The sequence below is a fragment of the Allorhizocola rhizosphaerae genome, assembly GCF_003426775.1.
GTDB classification, from domain to species: domain Bacteria; phylum Actinomycetota; class Actinomycetes; order Mycobacteriales; family Micromonosporaceae; genus Allorhizocola; species Allorhizocola rhizosphaerae.
On sequence record NZ_QJUG01000007.1, the window covers coordinates 40,115 to 63,503 of the forward strand.

The following is a 23,389-nucleotide window of genomic DNA, read 5'->3' on the forward strand; positions in this document are numbered from 1 at the left end:
CCGAGACGTGCGGGTGGCAGACGCCGTCCAACCGGACCTGGGAGGAACCCAATGCGGATCACACACGGCGCGATCGCTGTCGCGCTCACGGCGGCGTTGCTGGGCTTACCGGCAACGCAGGCCACAGCCGTGCCGGGCGGCACGGCGAGTCCACCGCCGCTGCAGTGTGTCGACAACGGAACGAGCGGCAACCGCGTACAGGTGCTCTACACGTACGAACCCGGCACGAGCCGCCTAGCGGAGCGGGAGCCGGTGATGCGCGCGGCGGCCTGGGTCGCGCAGCAGAACATCAACGACAGCGCCCGGCGCGACGGCGCGCAGCGCTGGCTGAAGTACCTGACCACCTCCACCGGATGCCAGCTCGTCATCAACTCCGTGCAGGTGCCGGCCGGGTCCACCAACGGCGGCGGGTTTCTCGACACGCTGAAGGCCATGGGCTACAACCTCCCCGGGCGCACATACGTGATCCTGTCGGAGAACCATCGCCTCAGCTGCGCGGGCACCGTTAACGACGGCGTCAACAACGACAGCACACCGAGCACGTCCAATCTGCACAACAGCAAGACGTGGTGGATCACCTTCCAGCCGTCATGCTTCACCGGGCACACGGTGACGCACGAGCTCGCGCACGCGCTCGGTGGCGTGCTGCCGGGGGCGCCGCACTGGGTCGACGGCAGCCACTGCAACGACGGCAACGAGACGCTCTGCCAGGACACGGCCACCGTGGCGTGTCCCGATCCTCTGGCGGTGCGCATGCTCGACTGCGGCCGCGACGACTACTTCGCCGTCAACCCGCAAGGGTCGTATCTGCCCACGCACTTCAACGCCGCACTGCACAGCCTCTACCTGCAGGCCGGTTCCAGCGTGTCGCCGTTGACGACGATCCCGCCGCTCGCGCCGCAGGTTCTGCGCGCCACCGATGTCGAGGGCACCTCGATCGCGTTCAGCTTCCTTCCGAGCATGCTGCCGATCGGCGGTGGGTACACCATGGACTACCAGTTGCTGCGCAACGGCACCGTTGTCGCGACGGTGCCCGGTTGGCAGACAACCGTGCGCCTGACCGGCCTGACCACGAACACCTCGGCCACGTACACCGTCCGCCATCGCATCACCGTCAACGGGACCGTCCGGACCTCACCGGTGTCGCAGCCGCTGACCGTCACGACCAACAGCAGCACGGCTCCGGCAGGACAGGCGGAGAACGGCGCCGTGCTGATGCTCACCAACGACGTGACCGACCCGTCCGGACCGAAGCTGGCGATGGACCTGTATTCGTTCAGCGAGAACGACAACGCCAACATCGTGCAATGGCCCGCCAACGGCCTGCACAACCAGCAGTGGAGGCTCACGACGTCGGGCAGCGGCTACACGATCCGCAGCCAGCACAGCCTCAAGTGCCTGACACCGCTGAACGGCGGCACGGCCCCAGGCACCGACGTGGTGCAGTCGCCGTGCACGGGTGCGGCCGCGCAGCAGTGGGCCTTCAGCACCATCTCCGGTGTGACGTACCAGATTCGCTCCATCGCCGCGAACCTGTGCGTCCAGGCCGCGGGGGCCGGCACCGGCGGCGGGACGAGGCTCGTGCTCGCCGCGTGCTCCACAAGCGAGCCGACCCAGCGCTGGACGAGCAACCGCATCGCCTGACCGCAATCAGTCCAGAATCCGGGCGCGCCATCGCGAGGATGGCGCGCCCGGCCCTTCCTGTCACTGTTGCACGCGTTTCCCTCGCCTCGCGGTTGGAAAAGAGACCTGGAGGGGAGAGAAGATGTTCAATTCCCGGCTCAACAGCAAAAACGGATCGCGCCATCGACTTCCATGAGGGTGACGCTATCGACGGGCCGGGGCTGAAGAGGCTTGTCCGCGAAGCCGTGGAGCTGAACAAATCAGCCGCCGAGTAGCCTCGGCGGCATCATTTCCTCGATTTTCTGCTGAGCACATATTGCACCGAGGGGCTGATGGGCTTATCCGTGCGGTGAATGCAGCCGATCCAGCAACATGGTCGGCGCTTGCCTTCCTTCAGCTCCGCGGACACCCGTTCGACGTGCTCTCTTCTTGTCTCCGGCTTTTTCACGCTGATGGTCCAGCAGATCCATTCATTGCGCGCCAGCGGCGTAAGGTCTTCCCACGCCGCCAGTGCCTTCGGGTCAGAGGCGAGGACTCCCCGCAAATCGTCCGGCACGTCGTGTACCACACCGCCGGAGACTTCCTCCTGAACCATGCGCCTGACTTTACGCCACGACCGCCCACCAGCCGCCTACAGCGAGGTGCTCGGCGAGCACGGCCGAGGTGCGGATCCGCTATCTGGAACACAGCCTGGAAGTGGAGATCAACGACGACGGTCGCGGCGCAGGCTCGGCGCCCGGGGCGGGTCTGGGGCTGGTCGGGATGCGCGAGCGCGTGGCCGTGCACGCCGGCGACCTCCACGCCGGACCCCGCCGTGACGGTGGATTTCAGGTGCGGGCACGTTTCCCGCTCACGGAACGGCCGGCTGCGGCGGTCTCCTCTTGAGCGGCGAGATGATCAGGGTCGTCCTGGTGGACGATCAGGACCTGGTCCGCGCCGGGTTCCGTGTCATCCTCGGGAGCGAGGACGGCATCGACGTGGTCGGCGAGGCCCGCAACGGCGCCGAGGCGATCGACCTGGTGGCGGCGCTGCGCCCTGATGTGGTGCTGATGGACGTGCAAATGCCCGATGTGGACGGTCTGGACGCCACCCGGCGGATCCTCGCCCGCGCCCCGGATTCTGACTGGCCGGTCAGGGTGGTGATCCTGACGACCTTTGATCGCGACGACTACCTCTTCGAGGCGTTGAAGGCCGGGGCCAGCGGGTTTCTGCTCAAGAACGCTCGCCCGGAGGACCTGATCGACGCGGTACGCGTGGTGGCGCGCGGGGACGCGCTGCTCTCACCTGAGGTCACCCGGCGGGTCATCGAACGGTTCAGCGCTCCCCAGCCGCTCCCCCGGCCACACCGGCCCACAGAGCTGACCGAGCGCGAATATGAGGTCCTTGTCGCGCTGGCAAGAGGGGCGACCAATGCCGAGATCGCCGAACAGCTCCATGTCGGCGAAACCACCGTCAAGACCCATGTGTCCCGGGTGCTGGCGAAACTGGGGCTGCGCGACCGGACCCAGGCCGTCGTGTACGCATACGAAAACGGCGTCGTCGCGCCTCCTTCACGCGGAGGATGAACCGATCGTTCCCGCGCCGGACGCCGGGCACGCGGCCGTCTGCCTAGCCTTGCGGCATGTTGCAGGTACGGTCGATCAGCCGCAGCTTCCAAGGCACCAAGGTGCTCGACGCCGTGTCGTTCGACGCGGCCGCGGGACGCATCACAGGGTTCGTGGGCGCCAACGGTTCCGGCAAGACCACCACCATGAGGATCATCCTGGGCGTGCTCGCCGCCGACGAGGGGACGGTCACCTGGCAGGGCGGGCCGGTTACCCAGCAGGTACGCCAGCGTTTCGGCTACATGCCCGAGGAACGCGGCCTGTACCCGAAGATGAAGGTCGCCGAACAGGTCATCTATCTCGGCCGGTTGCACGGGCTGGATCACGCGACCGCACGGCGCAACACCGCCGCCCTGCTGGACCGCCTTGAGTTGACCGGCCGGGCCGACGATCCCGTCGAACGCCTGTCTCTGGGCAACCAGCAGCGGGTGCAGGTCTGCGCGGCGCTCGTCCACGAGCCGGACCTGCTGATCCTCGACGAACCCTTCTCGGGTCTCGACCCGCTGGCAATCGAGACGGTGCTCGGCGTCCTGCGGGCGCAGGCCGCCCGGGGCGTGCCGGTGCTGTTCTCCAGCCACCAACTGGAGCTTGTCGAACGGCTCTGCGACGATCTCGTGATCATCTCTGGCGGTGTCACCGCCGCCAGCGGCGACCGAAAGTCGCTGCAGGCCCGGTTTTCCACACCCCGCTTCGAACTCGTGGTGGACGGAGACGCCGGCTGGGTCCGCGACGTGCCCGGCGTGAAGGTGGCCGAACTCGACGGTGCTCGGGTCGTGTTCGACGTGGCAGAGACCGAACAGGCCCAACGTGTGCTTCAACAGGCGGTCCAGCGCGGCCCGGTCCGTACCTTCGGCGCCGTCGTCCCGTCCTTGGCTGAGATCTTCCGGGAGGTCATCTGATGTCGTTCTGGCAAGCGACCCGCCTGGTCGCGCATCGGGAAATCCTTGTCCAGGTACGGGGTAAGGGCCTGTGGATCACCTTCGGATTCTTCGTGGTCGGGCTCTTCGCAGCGGCGATCGTACCGGGCCTGGCCGGCGACGATCCGGCACCGACAGTGGCCGTCGTCGGCCGGCAAGCGGAACGGACCGTGGCCGCCACCGACCTGCAACCCCGCCCGGCCACCGACGTTGCACAGGCGCAAACGCTGGTCCGCGACGGTGAGGTGGACGCGGCGGTGGTAGACGACCCGGCATCCACCACCGGGCTGCGGATCATCGCGATGACGCAGACTCCGTACCAAGTCATGGCCGCCCTCGCGGCGGCCCCGCCGGTGGATCTGCTGGCCCCCGACGCCGTCAGCGACCAGGTCCTCTACCTGGCCTCGTTCGGTTTCGCGTTGATATTCTTCATCTTCGCGATATCCGGCGTCGCCATCGCCCAAAGCGTGATGACAGAGAAGCAAACCCGGATCGTGGAAATCCTCGTCGCCACGGTCCCGGTCCGCGCCCTGCTGACCGGAAAAATCGCCGCCTACTGCCTGCTGGTGTTCGGACAGGTCGGAGTGCTGGCCCTGCTCACACCCATCGCGCTGCGCGTGGGTGACCTGGGCATCCTACTGACCCTGATCGGCCCCGCACTGGGCTGGTTCGTGCCGTTCTTCATGCTCGGGTACGTGCTGCTGGCCTCCATGTGGGCGGTCGCCGGCGCATTGGTCAGCCGGGCGGAGGACCTCACCTCGAGCTCAACAGTGATCACGATCCTCGTCATGGTCCCCTACCTCGGGGTGACCTTCTTCCAGGAGAACGACCTGGTTATGACCATCCTGTCGTACATGCCGTTCTCCTCCGCGGTGGCGATGCCGGTGCGCATGTTCGCCGGCGAGCCCCAACTATGGGAACCGTTCGTATCCCTGGCCATCCTCGCCGCCACATTGACCGCCACGGTGATGGTGGCCACGCGGCTCTACACCGGATCACTGCTGCAAACCGGCGCCCGTGTCCGCCTGCGCCGTGCCTGGACCGGAGCCGAAACCCCACTGGCCTGAGAACGCACGAACAGTTTGAGGATCGCGTCGCGGCGCTTGGCCGGCTTCAGCCAGACCGGGAGTTCGGCGATCGTCGGCATGCGCCGGGACCCATCCACTTTTCGGCGTTCACCGAACTATCGCCCGGTTAGCGTCACTAACATGATCATCAATCCGAAGATCCTCTACTTCGGCACCCCCGTCGTTCTGCTGTCCACCGAGAACGACGACGCCAGCGCCAACCTCGCACCAATGTCCTCCGCCTGGGCGCTGGGTCAAACCGTTGTCCTGGGCTTGGGCCCGGAAGGGCACACCGCAAACAACTTGCGCAAACGACCCGAACTTGTGATCAATCTTCCTGACCCACGGCTCTGGCCGGCCGTCGAGGCTATCGCCGATCTGACCGGTTCCGACCCGGTACCAGAACACAAACGCCCGGCGTACCGGCACGAGCGTGACAAGTTCGGCGCAGCCGGGCTGACCGCGGTGGAGTCGCTGCGGGTACGGCCCCCGCGCGTTGCCGAGTGTCCCCTGCAACTGGAGGCCCGCGTCGAGCACATGGCACTCGACGCAAGCGGTGAGTTTGTCATCGTGCAAGTGGGCGTGGTGACCGTGCATGCCGATCCGGGCATCGTCGGCCCGGCACCGACTACATTGACCCACAGCAATGGGGTCCGCTGATTTACAACTTCCGCCACTACTTTGGGCTGGGTCGGCAGTTGGGCCACAACTTCCGATCGGAGACACCGCATCTTTCCGACACCCGCGGTGAGGTGTTGGCCGCATGACCACGCACTGACGCAAAGCCGCGCCCGCGTTATGGCACCCGCCACATCGCCGCCGGGTCAGTTTGCGGTCAGCCGGAGCGGTGCTGCTCGTTGTGGCGCAACGCTTCTTCGAGCTGGTCTTCCAGGACGATGATCCGGCAGGCGGCCTCCAACGGGGTGCCCTGGTCTACCAGTTCACGGGCTCGGGCGGCCAGGCGAAGCTGGTAGCGCGAGTAGCGGCGGTGCCCACCAGGCGAGCGTAGCGGGGTGAACAGCTTGGCCTGGTCGAGCCGGCGCAGGAAGTCGGGGGTAACGCCGATCATCTCGGCCGCCGCGCCCATGGTGTAAGCCGGGTAGTCATCGTCATCAAACCTGTCGTCGGTTTGGCCCATCGTCACCTTCCAAGTGCAACTCCGTCCATGTGGGCTGTGGATGTCATCGAGGGCCCCGGTGCTTGAATCAGCACCGGGGCCCAAGGGTTGTAGGTCATCACACCATGACCGGTGAGAACACCGGTTGTGTAGTTTCGCGACCGCCGTCGCAGTGACGGATGCGGTAGCGCGAAGATCGCATATTCGTGACCGGAGACCACCTTTCGTAACGATGGAACCTGCGGTGTCCGCTCAAGCCTTTAACCACACCAGCCGAGCGGGCGATCAAACGGTGTCCGACCCTCCCTTTCCTCTGTCTTCACTTACCTTTCAGCGTTACCGGTCTTACTGTCCGCCGGTGGCATGGGCCCCACCACTTGCTTTCCGGCCCATCCACGTCCAGCGGACCCCTTGCCTTGCGGTCGGCACTGAAACGCCGTGCCGACTCAACTTGCCCACCGGGCCCTGACAGAGCACCCGGGCCTTGTCTTGCTCATGCGCCCCACTGGCGGGGGCGCTCGTCAGCGTCTGTTGCCGATCTCATTGCTCAACACCAGGAACATTAGCCGATGCTGCCGAGAATGTCTAGCACGTTCGTCATAGATTTGTTGGACTGCCGTGTCCAGCCTCGCAAGGCCGCGTCGCGCCGGTCGCCGGCGATCTGTGGTGGTGCGAGGATCTTCGACACCACCACAGATCGCTTGCCGCCTAGCGGCCCGACAGCCGCCAGGTCTGGTTCAGTGGGCTGCTTTGGGTGACCGGACGGCAGGTCCACTGGTGGACCAGCGCCCCCGGTGCGGTGGATATGGCGTTGACATCCACGCACTTGCCGCTGTGCCGGACGACGAGCTGATAGTCGCGCGGGTCGTTGCCGGCGTACGTCACCTTCCGGAGGGTGAGCTGCTGATTGGTACCCCCATGGCAACTCCATTGGATGATCGCGGCGCCGTCGGCGGTGGATGCGCCGTTGACGTCCAAGCATTTACCGCTTTGCCGGTTGACGGCGGTGTAGGCGTCGGCGACTCCGGCGACCGGACGGAAGTCCCACAGCTGCTGGTTGCCGCCATTGCAGGTGTTCTGCTGCTGCTGGGTTCCGTCGGCGGTGCTCGCGTTCGGGTTGTGCAGGCACAGCTGGGAGTGCTGCGCGATCGCGGCGGACGCGAAGCCGCCGCCACCACCCGACGGCGGGAGCAGGGTGATGGTGAAGGAGTCGTCGATGTTGGAGTGCGGCAGGTTGACCGTCGCGGCGTTGTTGGACAGCGTCACGACCGTGTCCTGAATGGTCACAGGTCCGCTCACCGCGCCGCCGCCGTTGTGGGGGATGCGCTGTGCGACCACTCGCACCTGGTTGTTCACGACGATGCCGCTGGTGGTGTCCAGGCGTTGCAGGTTGACGGCGATGTTTCCGGTGGTACGGCCGCCTCCCACCAGGATTTTGGCATTGCCGGAGTCCTTCGTGGCGAACGCGTCGTAGTTGGCGCTCGGCGTGACCTGCGCGATGGCGCCGGTCTGTGAGCCGTAGAAGTGGTAGACCCACCATTCGCCCTTGGGTTGGTGCTGGCCGGACACGCGCGTGAGCAGGTTGCCCAGGTCGTTGTGGAGATTGCCGGCACTGGCCCAGTTGGCGCGCAACCCGTCGGCGCCGGCCCGTTCCAGCCGGGCGATGTACCACGAGCCGTCGCCGGGGTTCTGCTCGTTGCTCGCGCCATATTCGTTGATCTGGTACGGGCGCGGGTGGGGGATACCGCGCGAGTTGAGCGTCGTGTTGGCGGTCGCGACATTGGCGACCGGGTCGCCGGGCAGGCTGTGCCAGCTGATGATGTCGGGAATCGTGTTGGTCGATTTGATGAAATCGAGGTACTGGGGCCACCAGCCGCTAGTCGAGGGTACGCAGGCACAACTCGGCCCGACGATCAGGTGGCTCGGGAACTCGGCGCGGATGCGCTGGTATGTGCGCCGCCACAGCTCGAAGTACTGCGACTGTGACCGGTTCCAGAACGGGGTGATGTTGGGCTCGTTCCAGATGTCCCACTGGACCGGCGCCCCGGTCGCGCGGACGTCGTTGAAGAGCCGGGTGAGGAAGTTGTCGTAGTCGGTCCAGTTGCCGTTGTCGCCCGGGAAGCGGGAGATCGGGTAACCGTCGGCTCCCCACAGGTCGTGCGGCAGGATGATGAACTCGCCGCCCAGCGCTCGGGTGCGAAGTAGCTGGGCACGGGTGGAGTTCCAGCGTCGGTCGTATCGGCCTGACACCCAGCCGCCCGGACTGTCCAGCTGAGCGCCGCCGGCGCGCATGTAACGGAACTTCACGTCGGTGAAGAAGTGGTCGGCCGGCCCCGAGCCGTCCTCGGTCATGCCGTAGATCCAACCGGAGGCACGGTAGGTGGGAGAGCCTCCCGCGACCGAGAAGTTGACGCTGATCGACTCATCGGCGGCTTGCGCCGCCGGGGCCGGCGCGAGAAGGAACGCGGCCACCAGGGCGGCGACTGAGGCCAGCGCGATCGGCAGCCTTTCTCGCCGGTGCTGGATGTTCGATGCCGGATCCAATGTGGACTCCTTTCGAGGGCGTACGCGCGGCGATGCGGGCCCGGGATCGCTTCACCGTCTTATGAATCAGCGGTCACACCGGGGTGTACCGGCCAGGATCGGCACCTACGGCTGGGGGTGTGCCCGGCCGCTCCCGGCTCCGCTGTCGAATCGTTTCGCACAGCGTAAATTTGATTCTGATAGATGTCAATCTTGTGTCGGCGAACAGCAGGCGGCCCTGGCAGCGGAATCGATTCGCTACCGACGGTTCGCCACGACCCGCTCTTTGCGCCGTGTTTTGGGTCAGCGCGCCGCGGCGTCGGCGGTCCCCTGCTGTGCGCGATCGCCCACGGGAATCTGCGCCCGGCGGCGCTGTTCGGCCGCTGCGAGGTGCAGATAGCCGCTGGCCGTCCAGGTGTAGGCGCGGTCGCGCAGGCCCATGCCGGTCAACGCGTCGAAGTTCTCCGCGAAGCCGGACCTTTCGCACAACGCGCGGAAGCGTTGGCTGACCTCATTGGCGAGCTCGACGTGACCGGCACGGCGCAAACCATCCTCGATCAGTACGGTGGCCGGCGCCCAGATGGGTCCGCGCCAGTACCCGTCGGCCGTGTAGTGCGTAGAGGTTGGCAGCTCGGTGGCGAGGCCGTGTGGCGTCAGATGCCGGCGAATGCGGGCGGCCAAGGCGCCACTGATTTCGGTTGGCAGTTGCTCGCCGAGCACGATCGGCATGAGATGCAGCAGGCTGGAGGTGGACCAGGTATCACCCGACACCGGGGAGCGCGCGACGAAGCCGTCGCCGATCCACAGCTGCTCCAGCAGTGCCGTGCGCAGTTCGCCGGCCTGCCGGGCCCAGCCTTCCGCGGCTTGCGGGTCGCCGAGCCGCCGGGCCAGATCCGCCAGTTCAACCATCTGCAGGACAAGGAACGCAGCCAGGTCCGGGGTCTGGATCACGCGCTCGGTGTCGAAAGTGGTCGCGTTGTCCCATCCGCTGTCGTTACCGTGCTGATAGTGCGCCAAAGCGCTGCCCGGCACCCGCCGTTCGGTGAGCCAGAAGCCGGTCCATGCGGCCAGATTTCGGTACGCCGCAACGATTTCGGTATCCGGAAGGCTCGGGATGCGCTGGCGCAGCTCGCGCAGTGCCCAGCCGTGGATCGGCGGCTTGACGAAGTTGTAGAGAACCTCGGAGTGGGTGATGGAGTCAGGCAACGCCCCTGCGGGATCCTGGTGCTCGAAGACCAGCCGATACTGGTCCCAAGCCAAATCAGGGGCGCCGTCGGCCAGGGCGAGGGCGTTGAAGCAGTGGTCCCAGCTCCACACCTTGTTCATCCAGTGCTTGGACATGAGAACGGCCGGCCGGGTGATGAAGCCGGCGGGCCGCACGGTCGCCGACCACAGCACATAGGCGGCCAATTCGGCGGCTGGTGTGTGCTCGTCCCGCCACGGCGCCACCGCGTCGACGAAATTATCAAAAGCGGCCTGTGCGTGGGCAATGACCTCTTCAAAATTTTTCTGGTACCGGTAAGGCGCACGCGCGGTCGCGAACTCCTCGATGGCGATCTCCCACGTGCCACTGTCACGGCCGATCGCCAGCTCTCGCCGGGCCGTGCCAAGCTGCTGGACTCCGGTCGCCTCGGCCGGCGCTCCAGACAGGACGGTGATCCGGTACCGGCGGCCCGTCTCGTAAAGCGTGTAGATGTGCGCCCCGTCAACGGGATCGCGAAACAGATACGGCCCGCTGAACGGTGTCAATGTGAGCTCGGCGGCGGCGATCCGCATGGCCAGGCCGACTCCGCGTACCCGGACCGTATCCGTCGTCTCGTACGCCAGCTCGATGGTGCCGCGACCGTCGCCACGCCACAGAAGCCGTGCCGGGGTCGCCGTGACAGCGGTACGCGCCGCGGGCACCAGGCGCAGCACCGGATGCAGGCCGTTCTGATGTGAGACGAGGTGGATGTCCTCCGCGAACTTCTTTTCGCCGATAACGGGAGAGAAGTTGAACCAGGAGCCGTGGTGGCTGAATGGGATCTCCTGGAGGGAAAACTCCGGTCCTGCGCTGGCAGCGTTCATCAAAATCGTTGGCTTCCTTGGTACCTGGAGATTATGGGATTCAGTCCTTGACCGCGCCTGCGGTGACGCCCGCCGCGACGAAGCGCTGGGCGATGATGAGCAGTGCGGTGGCGGGGATGGACGCCACGACCGCGGTGGCCATGACGGCGTTCCATTCCTGGTTGTTGTTGCCGATGTAGTGATAGATGCCCAGCGTGATCGGCCGCAGCGCACCGCCGCTGTCGAGCGTGCTCGCAAAGATGAAATCCGACCACGCCCACAGGAAGGTGAACAGCGCCACCGTCACTGTCGCGTTGCGACTGATCGGCAGCACCACCGAGACGAACGTACGCAGGCGGCCCGCGCCGTCCGCGATCGCCGCCTGAAGCAATTCATTCGGTATACCACTCATGAAGGCGGTGTAGATGAGTACTCCAAACGGGACTGCGATGGTGGTGTCAGCGACGATCAGCCCGGGGAGGGTGTTGAGCATGCCGAGGTTGAGCAGCGCCGCGTAGTAGCCCATCGCCATGATGATGGCGGGGATCATCTGGGCGATGAGCAACAGAAAGCTCAGCGCCGCACCGCCTTTCGGTTGCAGCTTCGCCAGCGCGTACCCCGCCGGAGCGGCGATCACGAGGGTCAGCGCGACGGTGCCCAGTCCGACGACGAGGCTGGTCGCCAGATACGGCAGCTGCTGGTCCAGCACGGCGCGGTACCCATCCAGGGTGCCGTCCAACGGGAAGAGGCCGGGCGGCTGCTTGCGCATGTTCTCGGGCCGGGTGAAGGAAACGTTGACCATCCAGTAGACGGGGAACAGCATGACCGCGGTCACGATCAGCCCGATCAGGGTCTTCCACCAGGTTCGCTTCGCGGTCATGCCTGCTGCCTCCGCTGTACCCGGATGTAGATCAGCCCGAAGAAGAGCGCCATGATGATCAACAGGTTGCCGACCGCGGCTCCGGGGCCGAACTGCGGCAACGGGTTACCGAAGCCGAGCCGGTACGACCAGATGGCAAGCGTCGTGGACGAGTCGACCGGCCCACCCCGGGTCATGATCCAGATGATGTCGAAGACCTTCAGCGTGTACACCAAACCGAGCAGCAGCGTGATCGCCGAGACCGGTCGCAACAGGGGCAACGTCACGTGCCAGAAGTGTTGCCAGCCGCCGGCGCCGTCCAGGGCCGCGGCCTCGTGGATGTGGTCCGGAATGGTTTGCAGTCCGCTGTAGAGCACGACGAGGTTGAACGGAATGCCGATCCAGATATTGGCAATCGTCACCGAAACGAGCGACCATTCCGGCGAGGTGAGCCAGTTGACCTGCCCCACCCCGACAATGCCGAGAGCGGTGTTGACGATTCCGGACTCGCTGTTGAGCATCCACGACCACGTCGACGCCGAGACGATCAGCGGCAGCAGCCACGGCACCAGGAATAGCGCCCGCAGGGTATGCGAGAGCCGGAAATGCTGGTTGAAGAACAGCGCCAGCGCCAGACCGACGGTGAACTGGAACAGCAGTGAGAGCGCCGTGAATGCCAATGTGTGGGTGAGTGCCGGCACAAATGTGGGGTCGGCCAGCACCGCTCGATAGTTTTCGGCGCCGATGAATGGCGCGTCGCCCATGACGAACGACCGGACCGTGTACTCGCGCAGGCTCAGGTCGACATTGCGGTACAGCGGGTACGCGTAGAAGGCCACCAAGTAGACCGCGATGGGGGCGAGAAACCCCCATGCGGCCCACTGCGACTTCACTCGTGATTGGACATTCATCGCGACGTTACTTGGTGGCGGCCGCGGCCGCTTTCTGTGCGGCGGCCAATGCGGCTTGCGGTGGCTGGGATCCGCTCAACGCCGCCTGTACCGCCGTCCATAGCTGTTGCGAGATCTTCGGGTACTTGGTGCCCAGGTTGTCACCGGTCCGCCCCTTGGCGGCGGCCACCGCGTCCACCCATACCTTCAGTTCGGGATTCGCGGTGACCTGCTTGGCCTGTACCTGCTTGGTCGGCGCTATGTACGACAGCGTCGTGGTCGTCGCCAGCGAGTTTTCGGAAGAAGCGATGCAGGACACCAGTTTCTGCGACACGCTGTAGCGCGCCGTGTCCTTCTGCACCGGCACGCTGACGAATTCGCCACCCGTCGGCGCCGGAGCGGTACCGCCATTGATCGCGGGGACCGGGATGATGCCGTACTCGAAACCCGTCTTCTTCGCGTTGGCCAGTTGCCAGGTGCCGTTCTCGGCGAAGGCGTACTCACCGGTGGCGAACTCCTGCCAGCTCGTGGTTTGCGTGTTCTGGATGACCGAGTTGGGCGCGTACCCCTGTTTGAGCCAGTCGGTCCACAGGGAGAGCGCCGACACCGCGGCCGGTGAGTCCAACTGGGTCAGGTTCGCGCCGGAACCCCAGAACCACGGCAGGAACTGGAAACTGCCCTCCTCGGTGCCGATCGCCGAGAAGGTGATGCCCTTCTTCCCGGCCGCCTTCACCTTGGCCAGCGCCGCATTCAGCGACGCCCAGTCCTTGACGGTCGCGATATCGACGCCGGCGGCCGCCAAGACCTTCTTGTTGTAGTACAGCGCCAGGGTGTTGGCGCCGATGGGAACCCCGTAGGTCTTGCCACCGATCTGGCCGGCGTCAAGCAGGTTTTGCTCCACCGCGGCCGTATCGATCTTGGTCTCGCTCGTCGCGGTCAGCACACCCGCCTCGGCCAGGGTCGAGATCACAGGGTTGTCCACGATGAGCACGTCCGGTGCCACTGCCTGCTGCGCCGCGAGCAGTACCTTGTTGGTCAAATCCGTGGTGTCATAGCCTGTCCGGGTGACTGTCACACCGGCGTCCTTGCCGCACTTTTGCAGCAGCGCCACCCAGGCCGAGCCGGCGTCGAACTGCGGATATGGATCCCAGATCGCGTAGTTGGTCGGTGAGTCGTTCCCGGTGCCCTGTGCCGTGCATCCGGCCATGCCGCCGGCGAACACCGCGGCGGCCAGTGAGATCAGGCTTAGCCTGGTGAGGGACGATCGCATCGTTGCTCATCCTTCGTGTGCGGGACAGATTGGCGGAAGATTTGCCTCATGCTTTGCCTCACGTGTCGAACCGATTCGCGAATCGGTTCGACCGACAATAGGCCCGGGTCGGCTACCGGTCAATACTTGCTTCGGCACGGTTGAGGTATGCTGGCTCAGACGGAAGGCTCGAATCGATTCGTGATCCAGGTATCGGAGGCACATGGACATCGGTGAGATCGCGCGCAGGGCCGGCGTCTCGCGCAGCACCGTCTCTTACGCCCTCAGCGGGAAGCGGGCCGTTTCCGAGTCGACCCGGCGGCGCATCGAAAAGGTGATCGCCGAAGCGGGATACCGGCCCAATGCCGCCGCCCGTGCGCTGAAAGAAGGTCGCACGCGGACCCTGGGCCTGGTCATCCCGCCGGCGAGCCAGCGGCTGACCGACATGCAGCTCGACTTCGTCGCCAGCGTCGTTGAGGCGGCCGCGCAGATCGACCTCGATGTGCTGTTGTCACCCAGCGGCGGTGACCACGACCGGTCCTTCGAGCGGCTGGTGACCGGGCGCCGGGTCGACGGCGTGATCGTCATGGAGATCAGGCTCGAAGACGCCAGAGTGGAGCGCTTGCGGCAGACCGCGCTGCCCTTTGTCGGGATTGGACGCACGGCGGACCCTGACAGCATGTCGTGGATCGATGTGGACTACGGCAACCTCATCACCCGGTGCGTCGACCACCTTGCCGACCTCGGGCACACCCACATCGCGCTCATCAACCGGTCTGAAGAGCTGGTCGCGTCGGGATACGGCCCGGGACACCGCGCTCTGGCCGGATTCCTGGAGGCGGTCGAGCGGCGCAACCTAACCGGCGTCGATGTGTGTTGCGCCGACGATCGCGTCGCCGGAGAGGCGCGCTTCGATGAACTTCGCGCCCGGCATCCGGAGGTCACCGCTATCGCCACGATCAACGAGGCGGCCCTGCCGGGGATCGAGCGGGCACTGGCCCGGCATGGGATGACCGTGCCACGCGACTTCTCCATCACCGGTGTTGTCGCGCAGCACTGGGCCGAATACTTCCGCCCTCCGTTGACGGCGGCCGACGTGCCGGCGCATGAGATCGGCGCCCGCGCGGTCGAGCTACTCCAAGAACAGATCGCGACGCCGGGCACGCCACCACGGCACATCCTGCTGGCTCCGCCGATAGCACTGCGTTCCAGCACCGGCCCGGCCCCACGCATGACACGGCACGATGGGTGAATGCGGGTCCTCACCCGGCTGTGGATTCGATCGCTCCTCCTGCTGATACGCCACTGGCCATGGTGGACACCGCGATGTGAGCATCACCCTTGGCGGCTCGCCACCGCCGCAATCGGTTACACCGGATTGGAGCCGGAGCCGTTGGTTTTACAGTCCCAGGCCGGACAGCCATGCCCCGCATTGAGCCCAGGTCGTCGTCATTCAGGCAGTGCCCGGTGTGTTGGGCCACAGGCCACCGGCGGCCGACTTGCGCTTGTCGGGTGGTAGCAGTGTGACCGCGTAGCCGTCGTGGGGGTCTGTCCACGGCACGGTCACCGATGCGGTACCACCGCTGACTGGCAGCACCTGGTCGGAAACCGTGATCGGGCCCCGGATAGCCGCCTTGTTGTTGTAGGGAAAGCGGTAGAGAACGGCCCGGACACGGCCGCTTTGCTCCACCGGTGTGGTGGTGAGCCCGGTCAAGCTGACGGTCACGTCGCCGGTGACGCCTCGGTTTCCAAGCAGCACGTGGGCAACGCCGTCGTCCTTGGTGGCGTAACCATCGGCCGCGTTGCCCGGCGTGACGGACACCCGGGTGCCGCTCATCGCCGCGTAGTGGCGGTAGAGGAACCAGTCCGCCAGCGCGACGTGCCGGCCGCCTTCACGGGCCAGCATGGCGGCCATGTCGTTGTGCAGGTCCGATCCTGATGCCCAGTTGGCGCGCAGGCCGTCGATGTCGTTTCGCTCCAGCCGAGAGATGTACCAGCCGGAGTTCGCGGGGTTCTGCTGACTCGGCCAGCCGTACTCATTGATCTGGTATGGCCGGGCGTCTATGCCTTTGCCCGACAGCAAGGCATCCATCGCCTGCCGGGCAGTGGTGGGATCGACGGAGACGATGTCGTCGTTGAGGGAATGCCAGCTGACGATGTCCGGTACGACGTTGTTCGCCTTCACGTAGTGGAGATAGCCGTTCCACCATGGGTCTTCCGCACTGGGCGAGCGGCTGGTGCTGGCTCCGACGATGACCGCGTCAGGGAATGCGAGGCGGATGCGGGCATAGGTCCGCCGCCACATCTCAAGGTATTGAGCTTGGCTGCGCTGCCAGAACGAGTCGAGGTCCGGCTCGTTCCAGAGGTCCCATTGTGGGGTCATGTCCGAGACCCGGACGTCGGAGATCAAACGGTCGAGGAAGTTGTCGTAGTCGGTCCAGTCGCCGTTGTCGCCGGGAAAACGCGGGCTGGTCGTCCCGTCCGCCCCCCACAGGTCGTGCGGCAGGATGATGAACGTCCCACCAAGGCCAGCCGCGCGCCGGTACTGCGCCAGGGTCGAGTCCCAGCGCCGCTGGTAGCGATCCGCCGTCCAGCCTCCGGGGTTGTCGAGCTGAGCACCGCCGGCGCGTCCGAAACGGAACCTGATGTCGGTGAAGAAGTGGTCGGCAGGTCCAGCGCCGTCCTCGGTCATTCCGTAGAGGATCCCCGAGGCGCGATAGACCGGCGCACCCAGCTCGGACGCGAAGTTGACGGTTACCGTGTCGACCGCCGCCAGCACCGGCGGAGGCAGGGACCGGGAATCGGGTTGGGGCATGAACGCTCCTGACGGTCCGCGGAACGGGCACGGATCTGCGGGCTCGCCACCGACGCGGCCGTTCCAGCGTAGTAAGAACCAGGCGGTGGCCAATCACGTGTCGAATCGGTTCGCCGCCGTCAAGCGTAAGATCAATCAGTCCTCGGGTCAACAGCCCGAAGACTGCTTGACAATGTGCTTCACAGCCACCAATACCTTGTCCACTGGGAGGTTTCCCGAAAGTCTCATGTGCGCGGCGGACGCGTGGGCGCTCCAGCGGTACCAGATGAGGTGCACGCCGGGTCAGCATCGACGCCTTCCGGTAACCGACCCGCCGGGTTCAGAGATCAACACCGCTGAGGGTCGGTTGGGCGAAAGACCAAGGCGCAACGACAGAGTGACCGCCTTCACCCGGCGTGCCGGCCGAGAGAGTCGATGGCATATAACCGGCTCGGCGCGTCGTCGCCGTCCCGCTGTCGCAGCGCCTCGAAGCAGCGCGCGCTCAGCGCTCGCGCCTCGGTGCCCGGCCAGGGCCGAGGGAGCAGTTCCGGTGGGAGCAGCGGGTCGGGCTCCATGGCGGCGGTGAACTGTGCGGCGACCTCGATCGTTCCGGCCAGCAGCTCGATCCGGGCAAGCCCGGCGTGCGACTCGAGCAGTTGCCGCGCGCGCTCGCCGAGGCGGACGTAACGTTCGGCGATCTCGCCCAGGGGCCACAGCGCCGCGGCCAGCCGTCGCGGGTCGCGTTCCCCGCCAACGCACAGGTCGGTGGTGGTGAGGGTGGTGACACCGGCACCGATGCCGAGCCGATCCCGGTGCACCGCGATCAGGTCGTCCCAGTCGTTCGGTGTGACGTAGAGGCCGCCCTGCACGAAGGCTCCGCCGAGGTACACGATGGCATCGCGGAAGCTGTCGCGCGCCGCCCGCGCCGTTTCCGGGATCGCGAAGGCGACCAGGCGCCATCGACCGTCCCACGGTTCGAGTCCCTGGTCCTGGCGATAGGCGTACCGCACGAACTCCACCTCGTTGAAGACCTCCGCTGTGGCACGCAGGAGGGCGCGGCGGCCCCGGCCTTCGTGGGTGAAGCGTCCCTCGGCCACAAGCCGCTTGATGCACAGACGCACCTGCTGGTCGGTCATGCCCAGTATCGCAGCGATGGCGTAGAGCTCGCCCGCGTCGACCGTGCCGTCGGCGCGGACGAGGCTCTCGACGAGCACACGGGTGGTGATCATGTGGCCGATTCTTCCATTCGAACAAGTCGCGTACGATCGTAGCTCAAACGATAGTTTAGGGAGATGCAGTGCGGATGCGAAGCAAGATCGTCATTGCGGCGGCCGGCGTCGCCCTCCTGCTGGCCGGTGGCGTGGGCGTGGTGCTCCACCAGCACTCGTACGACATGCGGGAGGAGCGCGTGACCATTGGCGCGCTCGACGGGGTGCTGGCCAAGCCCGACCGCGTCGACGGCCCGGTGGGGTTGGTGGTCTTCGTGCATGGCGACGGGCCCGTCAACGCGACACATGATGGTTTCTACCGTCCGATCTGGGAAGCCTTCGCCCGCGCCGGCTATGCGTCGCTGTCCTGGAACAAGCCCGGAGTCGCCGGATCGGCCGGCAACTGGCTGCATCAGAGTATGGAGGACCGGGCCGACGAGGTGACCGGGGCCGTCGAATGGGCCCGCTCACGCGCCGACATCGACGGCCATCGGATCGGCCTGTGGGGCGCCAGTCAGGCGGGCTGGGTCATGCCGAAGGTCGCCGTCCGCGTGCCGGACCTCGCGTTCGTGATCGCGGTGTCGCCGGCCGTCAACTGGCTCGAGCAAGGCCGGTACCACCTGCTCGCAAGGCTCCACGCCGAGGGAGCGAGCCCCGCCGAGATCACGGCCGCCACCGAGCGCAGCGACATGATGCGGCGGTTGCTGCGCGCGGGCGCGACCTACGGCGAGTACCGGCGGCAGCCCGGCGCGGATGCCAACATCACCGCGGACCGGTGGACCTTCCTGACGAAAAACCACCTCGCGGACGCCACGGCCGACCTGACTGCATCGCGGGTACCGGTCCTGCTGCTGCTAGGTGGCCGCGACATCAACGTGGATGTCGCCGACACCGAGGCCGTGTACCGGAAAACGACGCCCATTTTGGAGGTCAGGCGCTACCCCGACGCCACCCACAGCATGATCCCGCACGCGGTGGAGGACTCGACCGTGCGGATGACCACAACCGCACTCTTCACACCGCGATCGCTGTTCACGGACGGTTTCCTCGCCGACCAGCGCCAGTACCTGGAGACCCGGCCGGCCTGAGGTTGGCTATGGCCGCTCTCACTTGCCTGTTCCGGTCTGGAACGCGGCGCAGGTTGGTGGTAGACCGGCCGTCCACCGTTGGTGATAACGGCGTCGGTCTATTGCCACTGAAGCTCGTACGGTGCCGCCCAACGTTGTCTCGAACGGGTTCTTGCCACCGCGGACTGTCCGCCCTAAGGCTCGATCCACGTGTTCTGATTGACGGCAGTCGTTCCAGTTGCTCCCGCTGGTCGGGTTGGGTGGTGGGCGGCGTTGGGTGGCGATCGTCTGGAAACGCTTCGGTCGCCGGTCGCCAGATGAGTGAGGCGCCGCGGGCGGCTCGCCATTTGTCGTTGCGGAAGGGGAAATCCCCCAAAAGTCATCCGGCCCGCCCACGTACGCAACATGTCCGATCACAGATCGCTCATACCGCCCGAGCTCCGGCAACTGCCCAATCGAGATGGTCCCAGCACCTGATAGAAGCAAATGCAATTCGGCAAGGGGTCAACGAGCACCAGCCCCATCACCCAACTCATTTACTGGCATAAAATTGACTTAAATATGTACCGATCCCAATTTAATCGCTAGCTTTGCGTACGCCAATAGCGATCGGAGAGATCAGCGTGATCCTCCGGGGAAAGAGGGCAAATGAGAAGCACCTACCTGCGGCGGTGTCAAGCTGCCGCCGGTGCGACCTTGCTGGTCGTTGCCACGTTCGCCACCTCCGCGAACGCCGCACCAGCAGGAGACTCGAAGGCCGGTCAGCCGGCCTATGACACTGGCGCCAACGACCTGCGGACCGTGGCCGACGCCTACCGCGCGTCGTTCACCGACCTCTCGCCCGAGGCGGCGTTGAACGCGGCCCGGGCCCAGGCCAGGAGTGAGAAGTTCAAGCAGGGCCTGGACATCACGAAGGAGAGCTGGGCGGGCGGCTGGTTCGACCCGTACACCGCCCGCCACCACATCGCGGTGACCACACCGGCTGCGGCCAAGGACGTCGCCGCGCTGGCCGCCAAGACACCGGGGCTGAGCGTCGACACCCACCAGGTCACCCGCTCGATGCGTGAGCTGGGCGCGTTGGTGGAACAGATCCGCGGCGGCTCGGACAAGCTGGCGAAGGTCGCCAACAACCAGGTGACCATCGACGTCAAGACCAACGAGGTTGTGGTACGGGTGCCACAGGCCCAGTTCGCCACGCTCACGGCGGCCGACGTTCCTGTCGGCGTCCGGGTCGAGCAGGGCAGCCAGGTCAGCGAGCATCTGGACGCGTGCACCTCGCGTACGGACTGCGACAACGACCTACGCGCCGGCCTGGTGCTGCGCCGCTCGGGTACGCTGTGGTGCTCGCTGGGCTTCACCGCCCGCAGCGGTGGGACCAGGTGGGCACTCACCGCCGGACACTGCATCGGCACCATCGGCGAGACGTGGTCCAATGGCACCAGCACGATCCGCACCGTCGGCCCGGCCACCGACGCACTCAACTCCGGCAACCAGGACGCCGGGGCGATCCAGGTGACCAACGCCTTCTACTCCGCGCAGACCGCGGGCCGAATCATGGTCGGGCCGTCGAGTTTCGCGGCCGTGACGGGCGAGAGCTACAATTTGGTCAACGAGGTCAACTGTCTGTCGGCCAGCTACACCAACCCGGCCCGTGCCGGCAACCCGTGCGCCACCGTCACCGACGTCGGCGCCTCCATCAAGACCCGCATGTCCGGCTATGACCCGTGCGGCGGGGACAGCGGCGGCGGCTGGTACTGGCTGCCCGGCTCCGGCAACCGCTATGCTGTCGCGCTGCACAGCTCGAGCCTCGAGGGTTGCAATGTCGCCAACGGGGTCGCCTGGGCAAGCCCACTCAATGCGTTCTGGGGTGGACTGGTCTACGAGACCTCATGAGATAGATCTGAATGCCAGAACAAAGTTCGCGTGTCCCTGCCGAGTGACTTTCGGCGGGAGACACGCGACCCAGTTGAGGCGAAGGGCGTCCAACCGACATGAGAACCAAACTATCGATCATAGTGGCAACGGCAGCACTCATCGCCGGCTGCGCCACAGCTACCGAGCAGGCACCGAGCATCACCGGGCAGGCTTCCGTCGGCCAAATCCCGGCCGGAGCATACGAGGTTGTCGATATCGTTGGGGTGAATCAGCCGGCCGTCAACGGCGCCCAAATAAAGCTGACCTTCGGCCCCGAAACGCTCACCGCTGACACGGGCTGCAACACGCTGACCGGGCGAACCCGCCTTGACGGTGACCGGCTCACCGTCTCCGACCTGAGGACGACCGACCTGCCCTGCGCCGAACCGTTCGTCTCGGTGCAGCAGTGGTTAGCGGCGTTCTTCGAGGACCAGGCCACCGTTGCCTTCGACAAGAGCCAGCTGACCCTAGCCACCGCGCAGACGACGATCCGGCTGCGATCGACTCGCCAGGCCGTGCCAGGCACGCCACCGGGGTCCGGTCAGCCGCCGAGCGTGCCGCGCACCGCCTGAACACCGCACCCGCGAGGATGTGACCCTTCCATCGGGCAGCGTATGGTGCGGCCGCGGTAGCCGTGCCGCATAGCGCCACCGACCTCGAACGCGTTCTCAGACCGCCCGAACTTCGGCGAGCCGCTTGACCGCGTAGTCGTCGTCCCAGCAGACGGCGGCCTCCCATGCGGCCGACGCTTGCGCGGCGATGTCATACGCGTCTTCATCGAGGCCGGCGGCGTTGTCGGGCAGCACGAGGTCGAGGACGGGGACGTCGACGTGCGACTCGTCCCAGTCGATCAGCGCGACCTGATTCGCTGTCATGCGCACGTTGCCAGGGTTGTTGGGATTGCCGTGGACCACGCATGACTGACGTCCGATGAGCCGCGCCCACGCTGCTCGACATCGCGCAACGCCCTCAGGGGGCATCGCACCCAGGTCGATCTTCGTCCCGGTCTCGGCATGCAGCAGGTCGGTCGACGATCGCCAACCAGGGCGCTGCGGCCAGCCCTGCGTCAACCGATGCAGCTCGCGAAGCGTACCGGCCACGCGACGCCAGTCGGCCTGCGTCTCGGGCGGTCCGCCCTCCAAGTAGGTCATCACCACCAGACCGTCGGCGAACAGCCGGCCGTCCGTGGTCGGGATCGGCACCGGCACGATCAGACCTTCACGGTCGAGGTATTGGAGGAGATCGGTCTCCCACGCGAGATCAGCATCGCTCCTGGCGCCGAGACGACCGACCGCGAGGCGCCCATTGACGCGCACGCTCCACACATCGTTGGCAACTCCGCCAGCAAGCGGTTCGATGCGAGCGACGTCGTCACCCCACTGCTCGAGTGCCTCCCACCCCACCGGCCACATCTTACGGGGTTCAGAACATCACTGTCTCGGCATGAACGCCGGTCCGTCATCTCCGGTTTCCCGAAGCCCGCCCTGCAACCACCGCCTGTTTCCCTTGGCGGGCCATCTGGGCCGCACATAGGCTCGCTCGATATGCGCGTGACCCACTCGCTCCTGCACACCGACGACCTTTCGCCGGGCTGGCCGGGTGCTCGCCGTCGAGGTGGATGTCGCCGCCGCGCCGCCTCACCACCGATAGCCGAGGTGCTCCACCAGATCGCCGTGGACCTTGCGGAAGTAGCGCAGGTGCTGGTCGGTCAGGTGGTTGCGCCAGTCCCCCGCGACTCCCTTGCGGTAGTGGCTGTTGACGTCCTCTTCACCGATCCTGCGGCCGCTCTTGGTGAGCCGTGTGAACGAGAAGCGCTCCAGGACATCGTGCATATAGGACGCCGGGAGTCGCCGCATCGGTGTGGGCGGCAACACCCGCCGCAGCCGGGCCAGCGGTCGCGGTGTGCCGCGCCTGGCGGCCAGGTTCCACTTGACCGCCGCCAGGTGCGCCATGTCCCACGCCGACTTGTCGGTGAGCAGGTCGAAGTGCCGGAAGACCTTGGTCCACTGCGATAGCGGGTCGGCGGTCAGCTCCTCCATGCGCACCTCAAGCACGCCCGGGTTGTTCTGGTTCCACTCGGCCATCGGGTCCAGGAAGACGCGACTGAAGTCGATCTCAGCGATGAGCCCCGCGTCCTTGTCGAGCTTGAGCAGCTGCTTGCGGTGCTCCTGCAGCTCGCTCCACGGCACGCCGCTGATCTCCTCCGGGTGGCTGTTGCGATGGCTGAAATAGCCCGAGACGATGATGTCGCGCGGATCGCGGATGAGGTTGATCCCGCGCAGCGGCGGCAGCGTCTCAAACTCCTTCTGCCGCGCGTTGGTCATGATGAGCAGGTCCGGGTTCTCCGCTTTCACGAAATCGCCAGGCGTGTCGTAGGCCGCCCACTGCTCGGGCACGTGGAGGGTCAGAATCTTGAGGCCCAGGGTGTGGGCCGCCTCGTGCAGGATGTTTCGTGCCCAGGTGGAGGCGGCCTTGTGCCTGCCGAATAACGCGCGCAGCATGTTGCTCCTG

General features: G+C 66.1%; 19 protein-coding genes and 2 pseudogenes. 10 read left to right on the forward strand and 11 right to left on the reverse strand.

What is annotated here, in order from left to right; genetic code table 11:
- Positions 1-51 precede the first annotated feature (51 nt).
- On the forward strand, positions 52-1,644 hold the full coding sequence (locus DM816_RS02600; protein ID WP_117208421.1) for an RICIN domain-containing protein: 1,593 nt from the start codon (positions 52-54) through the stop codon (positions 1,642-1,644).
- Positions 1,645-1,909: 265 nt separating this feature from the next.
- Here DM816_RS02600 and DM816_RS02610 read toward each other — a convergent pair whose 3' ends face one another.
- Positions 1,910-2,218: a YdeI/OmpD-associated family protein gene (locus DM816_RS02610; RefSeq protein ID WP_117208422.1), complete on the reverse strand. Its 309-nt coding sequence runs from the start codon at positions 2,216-2,218 to the stop codon at positions 1,910-1,912.
- 50 nt (positions 2,219-2,268) lie between these two features.
- Here DM816_RS02610 and DM816_RS02615 point away from each other — a divergent pair.
- The 5 genes and pseudogenes from DM816_RS02615 to DM816_RS02635 form a co-directional block, all read left to right on the forward strand.
- Positions 2,269-2,508, forward strand: a pseudogene (locus DM816_RS02615) (ATP-binding protein); the annotation flags it as partial.
- 8 nt (positions 2,509-2,516) lie between these two features.
- Positions 2,517-3,188 (forward strand): response regulator, encoded by a 672-nt coding sequence (locus tag DM816_RS02620; protein WP_117208445.1) that lies wholly within the window; start codon positions 2,517-2,519, stop codon positions 3,186-3,188.
- 56 nt (positions 3,189-3,244) lie between these two features.
- Positions 3,245-4,126: an ABC transporter ATP-binding protein gene (locus tag DM816_RS02625; protein ID WP_117208424.1), complete on the forward strand. Its 882-nt coding sequence runs from the start codon at positions 3,245-3,247 to the stop codon at positions 4,124-4,126.
- Positions 4,126-5,211 carry an ABC transporter permease gene (locus DM816_RS02630; protein WP_117208425.1) on the forward strand — a complete coding sequence of 362 codons (1,086 nt, stop codon included), beginning with the start codon at positions 4,126-4,128 and terminating at the stop codon, positions 5,209-5,211. The genes DM816_RS02625 and DM816_RS02630 overlap by 1 nt, the downstream gene beginning before the upstream one ends.
- Before the next feature lie 78 nt (positions 5,212-5,289).
- Positions 5,290-5,978: pseudogene (locus DM816_RS02635) on the forward strand (flavin reductase family protein).
- A 68-nt stretch (positions 5,979-6,046) separates the two neighbouring features.
- Here the strand turns inward: DM816_RS02635 and DM816_RS02640 are convergent.
- From DM816_RS02640 to DM816_RS02665, 6 genes are all read right to left on the reverse strand, one after another.
- A complete protein-coding gene (locus DM816_RS02640; protein ID WP_170318767.1) occupies positions 6,047-6,349 on the reverse strand; it encodes a MerR family transcriptional regulator in 303 nt (100 codons plus the stop codon).
- A 687-nt stretch (positions 6,350-7,036) separates the two neighbouring features.
- Positions 7,037-8,872, reverse strand: a complete 1,836-nt coding sequence (locus tag DM816_RS02645) for an RICIN domain-containing protein (RefSeq protein WP_246001463.1) — start codon at positions 8,870-8,872, stop codon at positions 7,037-7,039.
- Positions 8,873-9,154: 282 nt separating this feature from the next.
- Entirely contained in the window at positions 9,155-10,918 is a 1,764-nt protein-coding gene (locus DM816_RS02650; RefSeq protein ID WP_117208427.1) for an amylo-alpha-1,6-glucosidase, read from the reverse strand.
- A gap of 40 nt (positions 10,919-10,958) precedes the next feature.
- The gene (locus tag DM816_RS02655; protein WP_117208428.1) at positions 10,959-11,777 is read right to left on the reverse strand and encodes a carbohydrate ABC transporter permease; all 819 of its coding nucleotides are present in this window, start codon (positions 11,775-11,777) and stop codon (positions 10,959-10,961) included.
- A complete protein-coding gene (locus DM816_RS02660) occupies positions 11,774-12,667 on the reverse strand; it encodes a carbohydrate ABC transporter permease (protein ID WP_117208429.1) in 894 nt (297 codons plus the stop codon). Before DM816_RS02660 ends, DM816_RS02655 begins: the two co-directional genes overlap by 4 nt.
- Before the next feature lie 7 nt (positions 12,668-12,674).
- Complete coding sequence (locus DM816_RS02665; RefSeq protein WP_117208430.1) at positions 12,675-13,916, reverse strand: extracellular solute-binding protein; 1,242 nt, start codon at positions 13,914-13,916, stop codon at positions 12,675-12,677.
- Between the two features lie 202 nt (positions 13,917-14,118).
- On the opposite strand from DM816_RS02665, the gene DM816_RS02670 reads away from it, so the two are divergent.
- The gene (locus DM816_RS02670; RefSeq protein ID WP_117208431.1) at positions 14,119-15,147 is read left to right on the forward strand and encodes a LacI family DNA-binding transcriptional regulator; all 1,029 of its coding nucleotides are present in this window, start codon (positions 14,119-14,121) and stop codon (positions 15,145-15,147) included.
- 201 nt (positions 15,148-15,348) lie between these two features.
- Here the strand turns inward: DM816_RS02670 and DM816_RS02675 are convergent, their stop codons facing one another.
- Positions 15,349-16,710, reverse strand: coding sequence for a GH39 family glycosyl hydrolase (locus DM816_RS02675; protein ID WP_162907028.1), 1,362 nt, complete (start codon positions 16,708-16,710; stop codon positions 15,349-15,351).
- A gap of 386 nt (positions 16,711-17,096) precedes the next feature.
- Positions 17,097-17,918 carry a PaaX family transcriptional regulator C-terminal domain-containing protein gene (locus DM816_RS02680; RefSeq protein ID WP_117208433.1) on the reverse strand — a complete coding sequence of 274 codons (822 nt, stop codon included), beginning with the start codon at positions 17,916-17,918 and terminating at the stop codon, positions 17,097-17,099.
- 74 nt (positions 17,919-17,992) lie between these two features.
- Here DM816_RS02680 and DM816_RS02685 point away from each other — a divergent pair, with 74 nt between their 5' ends.
- The 3 genes from DM816_RS02685 to DM816_RS02695 all read left to right on the forward strand — a co-directional run bounded on the left by DM816_RS02685 (position 17,993) and on the right by DM816_RS02695 (position 21,450).
- Positions 17,993-18,985, forward strand: coding sequence for an alpha/beta hydrolase family protein (locus DM816_RS02685; RefSeq protein ID WP_162907029.1), 993 nt, complete (start codon positions 17,993-17,995; stop codon positions 18,983-18,985).
- 627 nt (positions 18,986-19,612) lie between these two features.
- Positions 19,613-20,857, forward strand: coding sequence for a chymotrypsin family serine protease (locus DM816_RS02690; RefSeq protein ID WP_117208434.1), 1,245 nt, complete (start codon positions 19,613-19,615; stop codon positions 20,855-20,857).
- Positions 20,858-20,979: 122 nt separating this feature from the next.
- Positions 20,980-21,450 carry an META domain-containing protein gene (locus DM816_RS02695; protein WP_162907030.1) on the forward strand — a complete coding sequence of 157 codons (471 nt, stop codon included), beginning with the start codon at positions 20,980-20,982 and terminating at the stop codon, positions 21,448-21,450.
- Between the two features lie 96 nt (positions 21,451-21,546).
- On the opposite strand, the gene DM816_RS02700 is transcribed toward DM816_RS02695, so the two are convergent.
- Together DM816_RS02700 and DM816_RS02705 are read right to left on the reverse strand one after the other, a co-directional pair.
- On the reverse strand, positions 21,547-22,290 hold the full coding sequence (locus DM816_RS02700; RefSeq protein WP_425455205.1) for a phosphotransferase enzyme family protein: 744 nt from the start codon (positions 22,288-22,290) through the stop codon (positions 21,547-21,549).
- Between the two features lie 225 nt (positions 22,291-22,515).
- The gene (locus DM816_RS02705; RefSeq protein ID WP_117208436.1) at positions 22,516-23,379 is read right to left on the reverse strand and encodes a sulfotransferase family protein; all 864 of its coding nucleotides are present in this window, start codon (positions 23,377-23,379) and stop codon (positions 22,516-22,518) included.
- Positions 23,380-23,389: the final 10 nt, after the last annotated feature.